The organism is Paralteromonas sediminis, assembly GCF_003820355.1.
Taxonomy (GTDB): Bacteria; Pseudomonadota; Gammaproteobacteria; order Enterobacterales; family Alteromonadaceae; genus Alteromonas_F; species Alteromonas_F sediminis.
This window is the reverse complement of sequence record NZ_RPOK01000005.1, coordinates 188,906-203,879: the sequence shown is the minus strand read 5'-3', so window position 1 is coordinate 203,879 and position 14,974 is coordinate 188,906. Positions and strand designations below refer to the sequence as shown.

General features: G+C 46.9%; 14 protein-coding genes. 6 read left to right on the top strand and 8 right to left on the bottom strand.

Annotated elements, in window-relative coordinates:
• Positions 1 to 10 precede the first annotated feature (10 nt).
• Together DRW07_RS15895 and DRW07_RS15890 are read right to left on the bottom strand one after the other, a co-directional pair.
• Complete coding sequence (locus DRW07_RS15895; RefSeq protein ID WP_124028934.1) at positions 11 to 1,915, bottom strand: sigma 54-interacting transcriptional regulator; 1,905 nt, start codon at positions 1,913 to 1,915, stop codon at positions 11 to 13.
• Between the two features lie 165 nt (positions 1,916 to 2,080).
• Complete coding sequence (locus DRW07_RS15890) at positions 2,081 to 2,479, bottom strand: VOC family protein (protein ID WP_124028933.1); 399 nt, start codon at positions 2,477 to 2,479, stop codon at positions 2,081 to 2,083.
• A 107-nt stretch (positions 2,480 to 2,586) separates the two neighbouring features.
• Here DRW07_RS15890 and DRW07_RS15885 point away from each other — a divergent pair, with 107 nt between their 5' ends.
• Entirely contained in the window at positions 2,587 to 4,221 is a 1,635-nt protein-coding gene (locus DRW07_RS15885; RefSeq protein ID WP_124028932.1) for a S41 family peptidase, read from the top strand.
• Positions 4,222 to 4,686, top strand: coding sequence for a YaiI/YqxD family protein (locus DRW07_RS15880; protein WP_276310723.1), 465 nt, complete (start codon positions 4,222 to 4,224; stop codon positions 4,684 to 4,686).
• Here the strand turns inward: DRW07_RS15880 and DRW07_RS15875 are convergent.
• Genes DRW07_RS15875 through DRW07_RS15850 form a run of 6 tightly spaced genes read right to left on the bottom strand, consistent with a single transcriptional unit; the run spans position 4,678 to position 11,264 of the window.
• Entirely contained in the window at positions 4,678 to 6,642 is a 1,965-nt protein-coding gene (locus DRW07_RS15875) for a class I adenylate cyclase (RefSeq protein WP_124028931.1), read from the bottom strand. The two genes, DRW07_RS15880 and DRW07_RS15875, sit on opposite strands and share 9 nt — an antisense overlap.
• A gap of 4 nt (positions 6,643 to 6,646) precedes the next feature.
• Positions 6,647 to 7,822, bottom strand: a complete 1,176-nt coding sequence (locus tag DRW07_RS15870) for a heme biosynthesis HemY N-terminal domain-containing protein (RefSeq protein WP_124028930.1) — start codon at positions 7,820 to 7,822, stop codon at positions 6,647 to 6,649.
• Positions 7,819 to 8,925: a uroporphyrinogen-III C-methyltransferase gene (locus DRW07_RS15865; RefSeq protein ID WP_124028929.1), complete on the bottom strand. Its 1,107-nt coding sequence runs from the start codon at positions 8,923 to 8,925 to the stop codon at positions 7,819 to 7,821. Before DRW07_RS15865 ends, DRW07_RS15870 begins: the two co-directional genes overlap by 4 nt.
• Positions 8,912 to 9,640 carry a uroporphyrinogen-III synthase gene (locus DRW07_RS15860; protein WP_124028928.1) on the bottom strand — a complete coding sequence of 243 codons (729 nt, stop codon included), beginning with the start codon at positions 9,638 to 9,640 and terminating at the stop codon, positions 8,912 to 8,914. Before DRW07_RS15860 ends, DRW07_RS15865 begins: the two co-directional genes overlap by 14 nt.
• A gap of 14 nt (positions 9,641 to 9,654) precedes the next feature.
• On the bottom strand, positions 9,655 to 10,575 hold the full coding sequence (gene hemC / locus DRW07_RS15855) for a hydroxymethylbilane synthase (RefSeq protein ID WP_124028927.1): 921 nt from the start codon (positions 10,573 to 10,575) through the stop codon (positions 9,655 to 9,657).
• Entirely contained in the window at positions 10,575 to 11,264 is a 690-nt protein-coding gene (locus tag DRW07_RS15850) for an alpha/beta hydrolase (RefSeq protein ID WP_124028926.1), read from the bottom strand. The genes hemC and DRW07_RS15850 overlap by 1 nt, the downstream gene beginning before the upstream one ends.
• Positions 11,265 to 11,347: 83 nt before the next feature.
• Here DRW07_RS15850 and gmk point away from each other — a divergent pair, with 83 nt between their 5' ends.
• The 4 genes from gmk to DRW07_RS15830 all read left to right on the top strand — a co-directional run bounded on the left by gmk (position 11,348) and on the right by DRW07_RS15830 (position 14,973).
• A complete protein-coding gene (gene gmk, locus DRW07_RS15845; RefSeq protein WP_124028925.1) occupies positions 11,348 to 11,992 on the top strand; it encodes a guanylate kinase in 645 nt (214 codons plus the stop codon).
• Positions 11,993 to 12,066: 74 nt separating this feature from the next.
• The gene (gene rpoZ, locus DRW07_RS15840; RefSeq protein WP_124028924.1) at positions 12,067 to 12,336 is read left to right on the top strand and encodes a DNA-directed RNA polymerase subunit omega; all 270 of its coding nucleotides are present in this window, start codon (positions 12,067 to 12,069) and stop codon (positions 12,334 to 12,336) included.
• 109 nt (positions 12,337 to 12,445) lie between these two features.
• A complete protein-coding gene (spoT, locus tag DRW07_RS15835; RefSeq protein WP_124028923.1) occupies positions 12,446 to 14,557 on the top strand; it encodes a bifunctional GTP diphosphokinase/guanosine-3',5'-bis pyrophosphate 3'-pyrophosphohydrolase in 2,112 nt (703 codons plus the stop codon).
• A 29-nt stretch (positions 14,558 to 14,586) separates the two neighbouring features.
• Positions 14,587 to 14,973 carry a RidA family protein gene (locus DRW07_RS15830; protein ID WP_124028922.1) on the top strand — a complete coding sequence of 129 codons (387 nt, stop codon included), beginning with the start codon at positions 14,587 to 14,589 and terminating at the stop codon, positions 14,971 to 14,973.
• Position 14,974 lies beyond the last annotated feature (1 nt).

The following is a 14,974-nucleotide window of genomic DNA, read 5'->3' as shown; positions in this document are numbered from 1 at the left end:
TGTCTCCAAGTCAGTCTTTATAGTTCAGTTTTTTAAGTCGCCGCCACAAAGTAGTGGGACTTATCCCTAAGTGAGCCGCTACTTTGCGGCGATCGCCATTTAGTTGCTGCATGGCTTGTATAATGAGTTGCGATTCTTGTGTCTGAATAGTGCCTGTGCTGTCATGCGCTGGCGTTATCTGTGTAAATTCGGGCACGATATGACGTAACACTTCACTCAAACGTTGCGGGTTCGATGTGGTTTTTAACCAGGCGACGACACGCTCAAGGATGTTTTCCAATTCTCTGATATTGCCCGGCCATGGGTAATCGAGCAGAAACGGATGAAGCGTTTCAAATGCATCTTCAGGATTGCTCTGAACATCGTATGACTGGCAAAGCGACGTCAACTTGGTGATAGCGATACTTTCGATATCATCTGGACGGTAGCGAAGTGCTGGCACATTAATTTTAAAAACATTGAGGCGATAGAAGAGGTCGCTGCGAAACTCGCCAGACGCGACTAAGTCTTCCAGCGGTCTGTTTGACGCTGCAACAAGTTTCAGTTCAATATCAATTTCTGCGTTAGCGCCTAGTGGGCGATAGCGACGTTCTTGGATAAAACGCAGTAACTTCGTTTGCTGCAGAGGATGCAGCTCACTGATTTCATCAAGAAATAACACGCCGTCTCTTGCAGATTCAATGAGGCCCTTTCTTCCGCCTCGTTTGGAGCCCGTATAAGCGCCTTCATGATAACCAAACAATTCGCCTTCAAATAAGTCGGCGGGAATGGCGCCGCAGTTTACTGCTACAAATTGTCCTTTGGCATAGGGTCCATGCTGATGGATCCTGCGAGCGACGACTTCTTTTCCCGTGCCGGACTCGCCATATACGAGTACGTTCCCTGGTGAGGCTGAGAAAGCGTCTATTTGCGCGATGACCTCATGCATTGAGGGTGAACTGTAAACCAGGTTCGCTTCTTTTTGTTGATCGGTAATGATTGGCGACGTCTTAGATGCAACCTGTTTAGCATGGAATTGCACTACAAAATGTTTACTACCCAAAAGGTCTACTTGATCGCAGTGAAACCACCACTCTTTTCCACCAAATTGGCATTCGCCGTCACCATCAATGCAGTGCTGAGGCGCTAGTCCGATAATGTCCTGAAGCGACAAAGAAAGCGGAGACTGAATGCCCAATGCTTGTTTAGCGGCTTTATTTAATGTGCAGGAGGCGCCTTGGCTATCGGACAAAATAATGGGGGTTTTGGATTTATTAAGCAGCCAATGGGTCAATGCATTAGCTTCACCCTGCTTGGCGTTTTGCAGTCCCTCCTCGATGGCCTGTTCTAACGTTCTTCTGCAAGAGGCCTCGGAGTAAACTAAAAAAGAAGGGAGATCAAACTGATTGGCAAGACCACAAACCAAACTGGCACCAATAATCGCTTCAGGCTGCTGACGCCTGATGATATGAAATTTTTCTCTGGCCTGATCGGAAGTATGGTAAACATGCTGCTCAACGTCGACCCCTAGTTCCTTTGCCAGCAAAGGCAAAATTCGGCTTTTATGATCAAAGCTAATCGTGTCGACTTTTTGTGCAACTTTGGCGGCGCGCTCCAGTGCATCAGCCCAGTCGTCGTCACTTATCTCTAATGACACTACCGGCAGTGACAACACTGAGCGCAAGTAGGCGGCATTTGCACCAGCACTGACGATGACATGCGGCGCATATTTATCAATTAAGGGTTTTACTTCTGAAGCACTTCCCACGATGGCGTCATGAAGATGAAATTGTGCTTGATTGGTATAATAGCGAATAGCACGGCTCATTAATTGACTGAAATCTTTGTGTCCAAAGATCAACACGCGTATCAAAGGGCGAGTGTGTTCACTCTGAGAAAGTAAATCCATGGACACCTCGCTGCTGTGTACGTTCATCAATAACCTCCCACAGCACAAGGTGTGCCATATTGGTGTAAAAAATAGGCAGTGTAGGTAACGCAAGGCCTAGAAAGGAGAATGCTTGCTAACACTTGTAACAACTTTATTACATGGATTTGTTAACAGTAGTTCAAAATGAAATCACAATATTTCAAAATGAAATTATATTGTTGTTTCACAGAGCTGAATGATGGCACCTAGATCATCGGGACTGGTAAGGTCTTGTACTATCCAGTTTTCAAGGCCTTGGCGGCGAGGTGAAGCCGTATTAATACCGAAGTTTTTTAAGGCAGATAAAGTGGTATCAATATTGGGCGTACTGAAAGAAATTAAAAACAATCCCGGTCCTTTTTCCTTAAGTATTCTGGCCGGTTCGCCCAATTCGCTGGTGGGAGAGACCAAGACCAGATAACACTCTCCTAATTTGTAAGTGGCCGTTTTTACATAGCGTTCAGGAAGACAACTCAACTCGGGTTCGATACCAAGTAATGAAGTCATATAGGTTGTGCAGTTGGTTAAGTCCCGCACTAAAAAATTGACGTGGTGAATACGGTTTATCATGTTACTCACTTGAGTTGAGGGCTTGGATCATATTTAATGCAAGCGTTTCGCCAATTTGTCATGTGCATGCAAAGCACATTTGTGATTTTTACAAAAGGAAAACAACGATGACAGGAAGACAAAAAGGTTTATTAGCTTTAGCTCCGGCACTGCTCGTGCTGGGTTTAGCGGGATGTGGTGGAGGCGGCGGAGGCAGCGCGTCCACGCCGACGCCACCAACACCAACGCCTCCTCCGCCGCCGCCACCTGATCCGGATCCTCAGCCTACCTGGGTCCAAGGTGAGTTTGCTGCGCAAACCGAATTTAAAGATCGCTGTGCTACACCTCGCACGGGGACCAACCCTTTCACAAACCAGCCTTATCCGGATGTCGAAGGCAGTGAGTTAGAGGAAAAAATGTGGCTTCGCTCATTTACTTATGACACATATTTATGGTTTGACGAGGTACCTGACAACGATCCTAATGACTTTGAAGTGCTGCCGTACTTTGATCAGTTGAAAACGACAGAACTGACGGCTTCAGGCAAACCAAAAGATAATTTCCACTTCTATCAGGATACCGCTGAATATCTTGAAAGAACGCAAGGCGGCGTGAGTTCTGGCTATGGTATTGCTTGGGAGTTTATTCGTACTACTCCTCCTCGAGTACTGACGGTTCGCTACACCGAACCGGGTTCTCCAGCAGATGTTGCTGGAATTAGCCGTGGTGAAAGTGTGGTTGAAGTTAATGGCGCTGACTTTGTAAATTCAAACAGCCAAGCGGATATTGACCTTATCAATGCGGCTCTGTTTCCTTCACAAGACGGTGAGACTTATACCTTTGTACTGGAAAATCCTGAGGGTGAGAGAACCACGTATGAAATCACATCTGGTGAAGTGGTTATAAGCCCAGTACAAAACACCCAAGTACTTGATACTGCCCAAGGCAAAGTGGGGTATTTCCAGTTTAATACCTTTATTCCCAAAGCGCAGGAAGGGTTAATCGCAGCATTTAACAGCTTTGTTGATGAAAACATTACCGACCTTGTTATTGATTTGCGCTACAACGGTGGCGGTCGCGTAGCCTTGTCTTCGCAGCTTGCGTATATGGTGGCGGGCCCGGTACAGACCAACGGTCTGTTGTTTGAGCGCAATGTTACCAACGGAAAGCTTCAAGGTAATGAAACGCCTTTCTACAGTCGGGAAATCGACTATGAGCAAGGTTTCCTACTCAATACTGAGCTTCCGAGCCCGTCGCTAACGCGCGTCTATGTACTGACAACAGACAGTACCTGCTCCGCGAGTGAATCTCTGATTAATGGCTTGAGAGGGATTGATGTCGAGGTGGTTCAAATTGGTGGCACTACGTGCGGCAAACCTTTTGGCTTTGTACCTGAGGACAACTGCGGTATCACCTATTTTACTATCCAGGTTCAGGGTCAGAATGACAAAGGCTTTGGTGACTTCCAAGAAGGCTTTTCGGCATTTGAAGACCCAAATCCAAACTTCCAAGACCAGCTTCCGGGTTGTGTTGTTGAGGATGACTTGACCAAGCCGCTAGGCGACCCCTCAGAAGCCATGTTGTCAGCAGCGCTTGGACACATGGTCTCGGGTGAATGTCCTGCCGTCCGTGTGGGCAAATCGTCTTCCGCACAGCAGGCTCAGCTTACTAACGGTGAATCTGGCTTATCGATTAAGCAGCCAAATGTTATGCTTGATGCCATTATCAATGATGTGCACGACAACATTGTGGATCCGCAATAAGTGACAGAGTCGCAAACGAAGACTATTTGGGTAGACGCTGATGCCTGCCCAAATATGATTAAAGAGGTCTTATTTAAGGCCTCTACGCGGACTAAAGTACCGCTCATCCTAGTGGCGAATCATGCCATTAGGGTGCCTCCAATCAGATGGATAACCACATTGCAGGTCAGCAAGGGTTTTGATGTAGCAGACGACGAGATTGTTCAACGCGTGGTCAGTGGTGATTTAGTTATCACCAGCGATATTCCACTTGCCGATGAAGTACTGACGAAAGGGGCGTCGGTTATCTCTCCGCGAGGTGAAGAGTTAACCAAAAATAACATCAGATCTAGGCTCAATATTCGCGATTTCATGGACACGATGCGAAGCTCTGGTGTTCAAACGGGTGGACCACCTGCACTGAATAATAATGACAAACAATTGTTTGCCAATGCGTTAGACCGCTGGCTTCAGCGATCACATTAATTCAAACGGAAGGTCAGTTTTTTCTAAAAAGTGGTCAATGAGACGTTTTTTGTGGGTGTATTCTGGCACCACTAGGTAACGTTGTGGCATCACGTCTTGGTCGACCATTTCTGAGGTAAGCCGTTTTAGGGCTGCCTGCCCGTATTCCACAAAACGTTCTCCCCAACTGGTGGAATAGACAATGGCAATCTCATCAACCTCAGCTTTCAGTCTCGACGATTCATAGTTTGCAACAGCAAGACAGGCTTCAATTTTGCGCTTTTTAAGCAATTGCTCTCTAGGGATGGCATTTACCTTTAGCGGCGGGAATAAGGTAGAGATGCAAAGAGTAAGCTGTTTAAGATCAACCTCTGTTACGGGATCGGCCTCATAATCGAGCAAAATGTTTGTTTCGCGATCGATAATCTTGTTGATAACCGCCCAGGCAATTAGGGGCACGGTAGAATTATCAGAACGAATGAGGTACGCCTTGGCCTCTTGTTTGGGGGTAGTAAGGTGTTCGCCCGAATACAATAACCACTGACGTCCTGCTTTGCTTCGGATGGTTTTTATGGTGACGGTGGAACAATACAACTCATTGCCAAAACTGCTGCGTAAGAAATCTATTTTGTGGGCAGATTTGGCGTAAAACGTACTGAGCCGTCTGCCTAGCACTGTCATGTCTTCTTTACTCACAGACTGTCGATGTCGCTTAAACTTCTCCGACATGCGTCTGTAGCATTTTATTAAAAAGCTATGGATGCGTCTGCTCAGTGCCACCTGTTCGGAAAAGGTCCAAGTATCTATATTGTCAAGCCGCGTGATTTTTTCTTCTGACCAGCCCCATCGCATGACATAGGCTGACATGATCCTGTGTTTAAAATTCGCGCTGCGCAGGTCAACGGGATCACTCAACCGGCTTTGACATTTAATGTAGAAACACTCCTGCAGCAGGTCGACAATACTGTCATTGCCTACTTGCTCATAGTGCTCAATTAAGTGGTCAAACATAAGGGCATATGGGTCGACAGGCTCTATGCGCTTTGCACTCTCATCGGTATGGTGAACGCGTTTTTTTAAAATGTTGCACAGAGGCTGTTGGGTACCGAGGTTTTCCAAAAACACTTCCAACTTCGCCATTTTCAACACAGATTTAAACGGCGAGTCCATGGCTTTGCTTAATTGCCAAATCGCAGCCCCAAAAAGTTCGTTGGGATCCATTTTATGCAGATTACCCAAATCCATCACCCAACTGGGGTCAGGAGACACACCTTGCTTAAGTTGGTGATAGGTTGCTTCGTATTCTTCATCAGAAGCATTGTCTGCCGTTAACCACCAAAATGGCGCTTTACCGGCCACAACAATGTTGGTGGAATAAAACTCGGCTTTTAACACCACCGCTTGCGCTGACCCAGCACTTTCTCCGTCGGCGATGCCAAAATCGTTATTTCTTACACTTTTTATATCTGATATGAAAAAGTGCACTTCTAGGCCAAAACTATTCATGGCCCATTGTTCAATCTTGGTTGCTTTTTGTTGCAGTAAATTCAGTTCTCTTTCACTAAACCAGGCGCTGTCGATGCATAACCAGTAATCAAAATCTGACCCATGTTCTTGTGCAATGGTACCGACACTGCCCATTAACAACACGGACTCGATACACCGTTTTTTGGGCCATATTCGCTTGACGAATTCCGGGATGTCACCATGATGGGGGAACAATTGCCCCAAAGAAGTAACAATGTCAGGCCTAAGTGTAAAGTTGTGTAGGCCGTACGGAACGTCCTTTGATTCAACATAGCCAGGCAGGCTGGACTCATTCACATGCAAAAGAAACGGAATAACGTGAAAAAGCGGCTTATGTTGATCGGGCAACAAGCTGACACAGCGCTCTATACGCGCTTTGTTGTAACGAAGCACGCGCAAAAGGCGTATGGCCAGGTTTTGCTGTGTAGTAGTACTCTCGACCGTTTCCATTATGTCACTGTGTCAGGTTTGCCACCCTACGCATGGCTTGCATCGCTTCATTATAGGCCTGCTTCTGTTCATAGATGTCAGCCAATAACATAAGATCTTCTTTGGTTTCATTAAGTGTAATGGCTTTCGCCAGTGCACGTTCACTGAGCGCCATGTCATTGCAATAATAGGCGACATGCCCCAAGGTTGCATAAAGGCTGGGGTCTTCAGGTGAGCGTTTTATCGCAGACTCCAGCAATCCAACCGTAGGAGCGGGGTTTGGCAGTCGTAGTTTTCGCACAACCTTAAGTAGTGACGAAGGTAAATCACGGCCTTTATACCATGACACTAAATATTGTTGTGCAACTTCGTGCATGCCCTGGCTGATAAGTTGAGCAAAAAACGCTTCCTGGTAAGCGGGGTTTTTCTTTTCATGTCTGGGTAACTGTTCCCAGTGCAACTTAAGCTGATTTGCACCTTGTTTACTGGCTATTTCACTAAACTGCACCGCCGCTATGTCAGTAGTAACCTGCTCAAACTCTGCTCCCAAGGGTTTTTTCCATTTGGGCAATTGTTGACTAAGAGTATCCCACTGCTGAGTTTTGGCCAGTGCCGCCGCACGAATTTTTAGTACATCGGCTTCTTTATCGTCAGTGTACGCATCTATGCATAACAGTGCCTTTTCGGGTTCATTGTTTTGCAAGTGAAATCGGGCCATAAGAACGGCAGTTGTTCTGATACACCGTTTATCACCGCTGTGTTTTGCCTGTTCGAACCAGTAGTTGGCTTTGTCAGGGTCATTAGCCTGCAAGGCCAATTGGCCTAAGGCTACTTGGTGAAAACCGTGATAGCCGGTGTCTTTTACTTTTTTAAATGCTTGTTTGGCCGCGTCTTCATTGCCCAACGTTAAAGCATACAGACCATTAAAAAACGCTGCTTCTTTAGCCCGCCCTGAGCGGCCGCCTAGCCAGTTACGAACTTTCCCCGCTGACCGCGTGCCCACAAAAAGCACTTTAAATGCCAAATAGGCCACCATAAACGCCACTATCAACATAAACACCGAAGCAAACACCGTTGATTCTAGTGTCCAGTTACCCATGGCAATCAATACATAGCCCTTGTCATCTACTATTATGGGCGCTAATAAGACTGCTGCCAGTAGCAGCGCAAGAATAAAAAGAACCCGCCCTAGATATCTCATAAGGCCTGACTTCCCTGACGCGAGTTTGCCATGCGTTTTAATGCACTTTCCAATGCCTGTTGCGAGTTCAATGCTTCTGGCAAGGCTTTTTCCACGTTATTGGATTGCAGATTAGCCAGAGCTGATAAAAACTGCGTGACCTGGTGAGCCTCCATATCAAAATGCTCAACCAAAGCCGCCACTGCCTGTTGCAAAGATTGCTGATACAGGGTGACTTGATGTTTCAATGCCGCTGATTGAGCCTGCATAAGACTGAGCTTAACCCGTTCTTTAGCTAAAAACATTTGTGCAGACGACATGATAGGCTCAACAGGTGCATGTCGCGGCGTCACCTTAATCCAGCCTTCTTTAAAGGCATGCCATACCTTCGCCAAATTTTGTCGCCACTCAGAGATATCTTCAGATACACCTTCGGCGTCGGGTAAGGTCGATTCAGGTAACTGCAGAGTATTAAGTGGCAAATTGTCTACTGTAGAAATTAGCCCTGATAACGACAAGGCAATGGACGTTGTTGAAACCGGGTTAATTTGCTCCAATCGCTGAATATCAGCGGCAATGCTATTGCGCACAGGAAACAATGCCGGATTGGCTGTTTCTGCAATGCGCTTATCAGCTTGCTGAAGCAATAAAATGGCCGTTCGATGATCACCTTCCAACCATAACTTTCTACCTGCCATACGCGTCAGGTACTCCGCCTCAGCCACTAACCATTGCGCAGTACTCGCGTTGTCCAGTGCCGCAATTTGTGCTTGTAACTGAGCAATACTTTGAGCCTGTTGTTGGAGCGTGCTTTGTACATTAGCTACCGCGTTATCTGCTGTCTGTTGTGACTGCAACAGGGTTTGTTGCTCAGCGCTAAGCATGGCCTGGCTATCTTTGAGTGCTTCGACAGTCACATTAGCAACTTGTTGCGTTTCCACTTTTTGCACCAAAGCTTGATAGTGTGATGCCCAGAACCAGTAACCTGCAAAGGCAACTACGCCCACCGCTAATAGGTTTACGGCAAGTATTGTCCACAGTAATGCACGTGAACGTGGCTTAGCGTGAACAGGGTTGTTAGGCGCCGCGTCAGATTGGGCGGGTAATAATTCAGGTTCTGTCATGTCCGACCTCTCCTTTGCTTTGCATCCATCCTAATAGATGCGCGTCTGTTGCGCCATCGCTAGAATAAAAATCTTGTATTCCCATACTGCGTCCGTACTCACAAATACGTTGGCTCACGCCTACCCACATCTTGTTTTTCAAAGTGTGGAGGCCAATTTCATCTATGGTGGCATCGAGTAAAGCTTGGCTGGTGACAAAAATACCTTGTGCCTGATGCCAGTCTATCGGTTGTGAGCATATACCGGGATTGAGCAACTGTCGTTGATAGATGTCAAACTCGTGTACTATGGCACCTCTTTTTTGTAGCGTTTGTTTGATTAAAGCGCGCCCGCCTTGTCCTTTCACAAGTGCAAAGTGCTGTCCTGTCACGTGTTGCAATTCCGGCATTGAAAGCAAACCCTCAGATGTTTGAATCTCAGGCGTTTTGCATGTCAAGCCGGTCTCTTTCATAAGTTTTTCTGTTGCGCTCCCAATACACATACACAGTGACGTTTCACCCAACTTGGTTTGTTGCAGTCGCACAGCGGCTTCTGTGCTGGTTACAATAAGTGTAATCGGCTTTTGGGTATTCGATAGTGTTGTTTCTAGTTCAGCAAGCGCGCCTGTTGCGTCGACGATATCAATGGGGGCGAAGCCAGCTACCTCAATACCGTGAGCCTTAAAAAAGGACACAGAGCCAGCCATTTTCGGCTTGGGCCTGACAATCACCCACATAGCTATCCACCCAATTATTGATGAAGCGAAGAGAGTATATCGCCTGCGCCCAGAGACAGTAACTGTGTCGCAACGTCATCGCCTACTGCAATGGGGTCCTCGCCGCTGGCGTGTGCCTTGAGCAACGTTTTCCCATCTGGCGTGCCTACTCGACCCCTGAGAGTAATCGCGTTGCCGTCAAGCTGGGCAAAGCTGGCGATAGGAACCTGACAACCGCCCTCTAACTTCGCATTCATTGCACGTTCTGTTAACACGCATTTAGCCGTAGGCGCATGGTTTAGCGTAGCCAGCACTGCTTGCAATTCGTGTGCGTCGTCGCGGCACTCTATGCCTACTGCACCTTGCCCCACAGCAGGTAAACTTAAAGTGTCATCGAGCTGCTGGGTAATGCGCTCAGCCATGCCCAACCGAATTAAACCGGCTGCCGCCAGTATAATCGCATCGTAATCGCCATTGTCGAGCTTGGCGAGTCGAGTGTTAACATTGCCGCGCAAATCCCTGATGTCTAAATCGGGGCGCTTGTGTTTTATTTGGCACTGACGGCGCAAACTTGACGTGCCAACAATAGCACCCTCTGGTAGGTCATCCAATGAAGCAAAGCGCGAAGATACAAACGCGTCAAAAGGGTTCTCGCGTTCGCAAATGGCGTATAAACCAAACCCTTCCGGGAATTGCACGGGCACGTCTTTCATTGAATGCACGGCGATATCTGCGCGGTCTTCTTGCATAGCCACCTCCAATTCCTTGATAAAGAGTCCTTTACCGCCAATTTTAGCAAGAGGAGTATCGAGGATTTTGTCGCCCTGAGTGCTCATAGGTATAAGCTCTACGGCAATGTGCGGATGGGCCTGTTCTATTGCCGATTTCACATATTCTGCTTGCCACAATGCTAATGCGCTTTTTCTTGTTGCGATGCGAATTACGTTTATTGTCATTACTCCGCACTCTCTTGTGGCGTTAAAACGTCAATAATAAACTGCCTGATTTGCTGAAGCTCCTCAAAGCACACGTTGTGCTGCATAGGGTAAACGTGCCAGTCGACATTAAAGCCATTTTCTTGCAGTGTCTTGCAAGCGGCATTTCCCAAAAATACGGGCACCACGTCATCGTGCTGGCCATGGGCCATTAAAATGGGCGTTGACTTGTTAGTGTCTGTCGCTTCTTCACGCAGGGAGTCGGGTTCACACATATAGGTCGACAGCGCCATGATACCAGCCAGTTTTTCCTTTATTCTGGCTGCCATGTGAAGGGCGATCACGCCGCCCTGTGAAAAGCCTGCAAGAATGATTTTCTCTGGTGGGATGCCTTTCGCTATTTCTGCAGATAATAACTGATAGACAGCGCCGGCCGACTCTTCTACGCCGGCTCTGTCTGCACGGTGATTGAAGTCCATTGTCACTATGTCATACCAGGCCCGCATGCGCATGCCTGCATTGATAGTTACAGAACGTTCTGGTGCATGAGGAAAGACAAACCTGATAGGCAGAGATTCAGGTAGCTTAAGCTCAGGTACGATAGGGGCAAAGCCATGGCCGGAATCGCCTAGTCCATGCAGCCAGATAACGGTTGCTACAGGGGACTGTTCTGGGTTTATCTCAACAAATTCAAGAGGGTTCGCTGTCATAACGGTATTAATGCTCCTAATTGAAGGCATTATGCTATCATCGAAGTCAGAGATAATCAGCTATACAAAAGAAATCATTCACTATGTCTCATTTACTTGGCAACCTTTTTATATTGTCAGCGCCCTCTGGTGCAGGTAAATCTAGCCTTATCAAAGCGTTACTGGAAAAGTATCAATCTGACAGTTGCCCCATGCAGGTATCAGTGTCTCACACTACTCGCGCGCCTCGCCCAGGCGAAGTTGATGGTCAGCACTATCATTTTGTTGATCGGGAAAAATTCGAGTCGCTTATTGACGCTAAGGCCTTTTTTGAGTGGGCAGAAGTGTTTGGTAACTACTATGGCACATCAAGGGTCACCATTGAAGATACCTTATCGAAAGGCATTGATGTGTTTCTGGATATTGACTGGCAAGGAGCCCGTCAGGTCAAGCAGCAATTGCCCGAAGCCAGGGGCATATTTATATTGCCCCCTTCAACTGCCGTATTGCATGAACGACTAAAAGGTCGTGGGCAAGACTCAGACGAGGTGATTGAGACCCGTATGCAAAAAGCAGTAGATGAAATGTCACACTATGATGAAGCGGATTTTGTGTTGATCAATGATAATTTTGACGACACGTTAGAACAGTTATATGCCATCGTAAATGCTGCGCGATGTGAGCAGCGCAATCAACAGCACAGGCATGCTGGCCTTATCGCAGATTTGTTGGATAAAAAATCGTCATAATGCTGGTGAGCGTGGTCAAGATCCCTTATACTACGCCGCTATTTTGTTGTTAGTAGTTCAAAGCCGGAGAAAATATGGCACGTGTAACCGTTGAAGATGCCGTTGATAAAGTAGGTAACCGTTTCGATCTAGTCCTAGTGGCAGCCCGTCGCGCTCGTCAATTGGCGACCGAAGGAAAAGACCCTAAAGTGGATATGGGCAACGATAAGCCAACTGTGACTGCACTTCGTGAAATTGAGCAGGGTTTGGTAACGGCTGATTCTATTGAACAAGAAGAAATTCGCGATCAACAGCAGCAAGAGCAGGCAAGCTTTGTGTCTGTGGCAAATATATTGTCAGAATAACGCTACACCCTCTATTGCGGCATTATTCAATGCCGCATGCATTATCCGTTGGCTTTGTCTCTCATATCCTCGTATTCTATTGTTATATAAACCATAACGTTAAGACACTGTGTATCTCTTTGAAGGACTAAAACAAAAAATCTCTGCCTATCTACCTGACGCTAAGGTTGCATTGGTGCAGGAAGCTTATGTTTTGGCAAAAGATGCCCACGACGGACAAATGCGTTCCTCTGGCGACCCTTACATTACTCATCCTGTGGCGGTGGCAAGTATTTTGGCCGACATGCATATGGACTATGAAACGCTCATGGCCGCCTTGCTGCACGATGTCATTGAAGATACTCACTATGAGCAGAATGATTTGGCCGAGGCCTTTGGTGACACTGTTGCTGAGTTAGTGGAGGGTGTCAGTAAACTGGACAAAATTGCGTTTTCTTCCAAACAAGAAGCGCAGGCAGAAAACTTCAGAAAAATGATGATGGCCATGGTTCAGGATATTCGCGTTATCCTGATAAAACTGGCCGATCGCACGCACAACATGCGCACATTAGGGGCTTTGAGACCTGATAAACGCAGACGTATCGCCCTAGAAACATTGGAAATCTATGCACCCTTAGCGCATAGGTTGGGTATACATGACATTAAAAATGAACTTGAAGACTTGGGTTTTCAGGCCATGTACCCTATGCGATACCGCGCGCTAAAGTCTGCTGTCAAACAAGCACGGGGTAACCGCAAAGAAATTATTGATAACATCATGGGCGAACTGGTTAGCCGTCTTGAAGAGGTGGGTATAGAAGCAGACGTAACCGGTCGGGAAAAACATCTGTATTCCATTTACCGCAAGATGCGCAATAAAGAGTTGTCATTTGACCAGGTAATGGATATCTACGCGTTTCGAATTATTGTTGAATCTATCGACAGCTGCTATCGCTCATTGGGTGCCATGCACGGCCTATACAAACCCATTGAGAACCGGTTTAAAGACTATATTGCCATTCCCAGAACTAACGGCTACCAATCATTGCATACCTCATTAATTGGTCCTCATGGTATACCTGTAGAGGTGCAAATACGCACCGCTGCTATGGATCAAATGGCAGACAAGGGGGTTGCTGCGCATTGGCTATACAAAGAGCAAACCGAGACAGATACTACCGCTCAGCTTAGAGCCAGAAAGTGGATGCAGTCTCTGCTGGAGTTACAACAAAGCGCCAGCTCGTCTTTTGAATTTATCGAAAGTGTGAAAACCGATTTATTCCCTGATGAAATATATGTTTTCACGCCCGATGGCCGTATTATCGAGCTTCCCATGGGCGCGACGGCTGTCGACTTTGCCTATGCTGTACACAGTGACGTTGGCAACACCTGTGTCGGAGTAAGGGTGGAGCGTAGAAACTTTAGTTTAAGTCAGCCACTGGATAACGGCCAGACTGTAGAAATCATTACTTCGCCCAGAGCTAAGCCCAATGCGAACTGGCTAAACTTTGTGGTCACAGCGCGTGCACGAACAAATATTCGCCAATACCTGAAAAAACAGCAGTCAGAAGAAGCCATAAACCTTGGCAATCGGTTACTGCGGCATGCACTGGGTACAGCAAAGCTTGATGAAATCCCTGAATCTGAAAAGTTGCGAGTGGTTAAAGAAACCAAACACGAAAGTTTCGAAGACCTTCTGACCGATATTGGTTTGGGTAACGAGCTCAGTGCGATTATTGCCCGAAGATTACTCGGAGAGGCCACAGAGCTTACTGAGCGCAAAGGCAATGTTGCAATTCGAGGGACCGAAGGCTTATTGGTCACGTACTCGCGCTGTTGTCATCCGATTCCAGATGATGAAATTGTGTCCGTTCTCAGTCCTGGTCGTGGCATGGCCATACACCAAATTGGTTGCAGTAATATTCGCAAGCTGGCTAAAGAAGAGCCGCACAGGGTGTTGCCAATGCAGTGGGATGCATCACCGCAAGGTGAATTTAAAGCTTCTGTACGCATTGAGCTTATTAATCATCAAGGCACACTGGCCACTCTTACTAATACCATTGCGGGTACAGACTCAAACATAGTGAGTCTGCAAACAGAAGAAAAAGAAAGCAATATCTATTTTATCGACATAGAGCTCACCACGCACAATCGCGTTCATCTGGCCAATATCATGCGGAAGATTCGCACCATGCCAGAAGTGCAACGGGTATCCCGCCACAGCAAATCGCGACAACACTAATTCAAGCCAAGTTCAATTGGAGATCATTCATGGCAAAATCGATTATTCACACTGATCGTGCTCCTGCAGCGATTGGTACTTACAGCCAGGCAGTTAAAGCTGGCACAACTGTTTATCTTTCAGGTCAAATTCCACTTGTTGCCGACACCATGTCGTTAGTTAGTGAGGACTTCGCTAAGCAAACTCACCAGGTATTTGAAAATTTAAAGGCAGTCTGTGAGGCCGCGGGTGGCTCTATGAATGACCTGGTTAAAGTGAATATCTACTTATTAGATTTGTCGCACTTTGCCACTGTGAACGAGATTATGGCAACCTACTTTACTCAGCCCTATCCGGCACGTGCAGCGATTGGTGTAAGTGAACTGCCAAAAGGCTCACAGGTTGAAATAGACGGTGTGATGGAGCTACCTGAGTAAA

Bases quoted from the DNA above. Each gene is read 5' to 3' on its own strand.
- DRW07_RS15895 (WP_124028934.1), bottom strand. From the start codon at position 1,915: ATGAACGTACACAGCAGCGAGGTGTCCATGGATTTACTTTCTCAGAGT.
- DRW07_RS15890 (WP_124028933.1), bottom strand. From the start codon at position 2,479: ATGATAAACCGTATTCACCACGTCAATTTTTTAGTGCGGGACTTAACC.
- DRW07_RS15885 (WP_124028932.1), top strand. From the start codon at position 2,587: ATGACAGGAAGACAAAAAGGTTTATTAGCTTTAGCTCCGGCACTGCTC.
- DRW07_RS15875 (WP_124028931.1), bottom strand. From the start codon at position 6,642: ATGGAAACGGTCGAGAGTACTACTACACAGCAAAACCTGGCCATACGC.
- DRW07_RS15870 (WP_124028930.1), bottom strand. From the start codon at position 7,822: ATGAGATATCTAGGGCGGGTTCTTTTTATTCTTGCGCTGCTACTGGCA.
- DRW07_RS15865 (WP_124028929.1), bottom strand. From the start codon at position 8,925: ATGACAGAACCTGAATTATTACCCGCCCAATCTGACGCGGCGCCTAAC.
- DRW07_RS15860 (WP_124028928.1), bottom strand. From the start codon at position 9,640: ATGTGGGTGATTGTCAGGCCCAAGCCGAAAATGGCTGGCTCTGTGTCC.
- hemC (WP_124028927.1), bottom strand. From the start codon at position 10,575: ATGACAATAAACGTAATTCGCATCGCAACAAGAAAAAGCGCATTAGCA.
- DRW07_RS15850 (WP_124028926.1), bottom strand. From the start codon at position 11,264: ATGACAGCGAACCCTCTTGAATTTGTTGAGATAAACCCAGAACAGTCC.
- gmk (WP_124028925.1), top strand. From the start codon at position 11,348: ATGTCTCATTTACTTGGCAACCTTTTTATATTGTCAGCGCCCTCTGGT.
- rpoZ (WP_124028924.1), top strand. From the start codon at position 12,067: ATGGCACGTGTAACCGTTGAAGATGCCGTTGATAAAGTAGGTAACCGT.
- DRW07_RS15830 (WP_124028922.1), top strand. From the start codon at position 14,587: ATGGCAAAATCGATTATTCACACTGATCGTGCTCCTGCAGCGATTGGT.